Here is a 2,515-nt window from a genome sequence, read left to right as displayed (position 1 = left end):
TCTGGGGGACGTAGTCATCGGTGCCGGCACCGGTACCGGTCCCGCCCGTGGTGCCCGAACCGCTCCCGTAGGACTGCCCCTGGGACGCGCCGGCCTGGCCGCCGATGTACCCGGGCTCGGGGAAGCTCTCCCATTCCGTGCCGGACAGGGCGCCGTCCATCGTGGACTTCCAGATGTCGGCGGGCAGTGACGCGCCGTACATGGTGCCGCCCCAGGCGTTGAGCAGCGGCTGGTTGTCGTCGGTCCCCACCCAGACGGCCGTCGCGATCGACGGGGTGTAGCCGACGAACCAGGCGTCCTTGTTGTACCCGGTCTCGCCGAGCTGGGTGGTGCCGGACTTCGAGGCCGAGGGCCGCCCGCCGGCCAACGAGTGACCGTTCGAGTAGGCGGCGATGGGCTGCATCGCCGAGGTGAGGTTGTTGGCGACGTCGGGGTCGACCACCTCCTCGCCCTCGATCGAGGAGTTGTCCAACAGCACCTCGCCGTCGGCGGTCTCGACACGCTCGATGAAGTGGGTCGGCCGGTGGACGCCCTCTGCGGCGAAGGTCGCCAGGCCGGTCGCCATGTCCCGCACGCGGATCGGGTACTGACCCAGGATGAGGCCGTCGTAGGGATCCTCGCCCTGCTCGCTCAGCGTCTCCCACGGCAGGCCCGGGATCTGCTTGGGGATGCCGACGCGGTGTGCCATGTCGCGCACGTCGTTCGCGCCGTTGTCGAGCATCCGCTGGAGCCGGATGAAGGAGGTGTTGAGCGACATCAGCAGCGCCTGGGAGAGCGAGCACGAGCCGCAGGACTGACCGTTGACGTTGGTGACGGTGACGTTGCCCGTGGTCACGGGCGCGGACGAGATCTGGGTCCCCAGGCCGATGCCCTGGTCGAGGGCGGCGGCGACGCCGAAGATCTTGAACGTCGAACCGGTTTGCAGGGGGGCGTTGGCGTAGTCCCAGCCCTCGGCCTCCTCGCCGCCGTAGTACCCGATCACGCCGCCCGTCTTGGGATTGATCGACACGATGGCGGTCCGGTTCTCCGGCCTCTCACCCTGCATGTTCGACCGGGCGGCATCGACCACCGCCGCCTGGGTCTGGGGGTCGATCGTCGTGGTGATCTTCAGGCCCCGCGTGTTGAGCATCTGCTCGTCGATCCCGGCGGCCGCGAGCTCGCCCAGCACCTGACGGCGGATGGGTCCGTTGCTCGGGTCGCCGACGTTCTGCTCGATCGCCTGCGGGTCTTCGACGACCTGAGGGAACGCCGCGTTGCCGCGCTGCTGGGCGTCGATCGCGCCCATCTCCCGCATCCCGTCCATGACGTAGTTCCAGCGGCCCTCGGCCGCGGCCCGGTTGTTGAGCGGGTCGAGGGCCGACGGGGACTGGATGACGCCGGCGAGCAGCGCGCCCTCCTCGATCGTGAGCGCCTCGACCGGCTTGTTGAAGTAGGCGGTGGACGCGGCGGCGATGCCGTAGGCGCCGCGGCCGAAGTAGATGGTGTTGAGGTACGCCTCGAGGATCTGGTCCTTGGACCACTCGTTCGTCATCTTGGCCGCGATGACGATCTCCTTGGCCTTGCGTTGGTACGTGGGGGCGTCGCCGACCATCGTGTTCTTGACGTACTGCTGGGTGATGGTCGAGCCACCGCCCGCACCGGCCTCGCCGGTGATCTGCCCGATCACCGCGCGACCGATGCCGGTGGGGTCGTACCCCTCGTTGGTGTAGAAACTGCGGTCCTCGGCGGCGATCACCGCGTTGCGCACGTGCACGGGGATCGCGTCGAGCTCGATGAGCGTGCGGTTGCCCTCCGGGGGCACGATACGACCGATCATCGTGGTGCCGTCGCTGGAGTAGATCTCGGAGATCTGTTCGGTGCGGACGCTGCCGGGGCTGGGGATCTCGGTGCGGTTGTACATCACCCCCGCGATGGCCAGGGGGATCACGAGGACGACGACGGCGAGGAGGATCACCGTCGTCCAGATCGGATGGCGACGGGCCCAGCCGCGCCGGTCCGAGCTGGTGCTCCGGCCCTCGTCGGCGGACCGGTTCGTCCTGCCATTCTGCGACATGTTCTACCCTCCTGCGAGCCGACCCGTCTGGCCCGGGAGTCCCCCGGTTGCGGTGCTCTGGCGACCATTGTGTACGAAATCGCGACCGATTCTGTACTCCGGAACCCGCGTCGGGCACTCCGGGCGGGCGTCAGCTGTGTCGGCGGAGCTCTCGCGCCGCTCGTCGCACGCGCTTTCCGGCACCCGGGGTGAGCCCCACCTCGTAGGAGAGGATGAGGTGGTTCCAGGAGCAGCTGCGGCACACCTCCACCACGTGGACGGTGAACCCGTCGTGGGTCAACGCGAGGTGTTCTATCTCGTCCTGACCGCGGGCCGACCCGGACGCCGGCCCCAGGTCGTCACCGAACACCCAGGAGACCTCCGTGAGGTTCTCCTTGCGGCACACCGGGCAGACCGTCTCCGTCTCCACGCCGTGGAAACCGGCGGCCCGCAGGAGGTAGACGTCCGCGTCGCACACCTCGC

At 68.9% G+C, this 2,515-nt stretch carries 2 protein-coding genes; both read right to left on the bottom strand.

Annotation, left to right across the window (positions count from 1 at the left end):
• Positions 1-2,053 (bottom strand): transglycosylase domain-containing protein (locus G6024_RS11510; RefSeq protein WP_159148745.1); only part of this gene is annotated, 2,053 nt, incomplete at its 3' end.
• Between the two features lie 130 nt (positions 2,054-2,183).
• A partial coding sequence (locus tag G6024_RS11505; protein ID WP_159148744.1) for a DUF5318 family protein occupies positions 2,184-2,515 on the bottom strand: 332 nt, incomplete at its 5' end.

It is taken from the genome of Dietzia maris (genome assembly GCF_014144855.1).
Lineage (GTDB): Bacteria > Actinomycetota > Actinomycetes > Mycobacteriales > Mycobacteriaceae > Dietzia > Dietzia kunjamensis.
The sequence above is the reverse complement of the archived record's forward strand: the minus strand, read 5'-3'. Positions and strand labels throughout refer to the sequence as shown.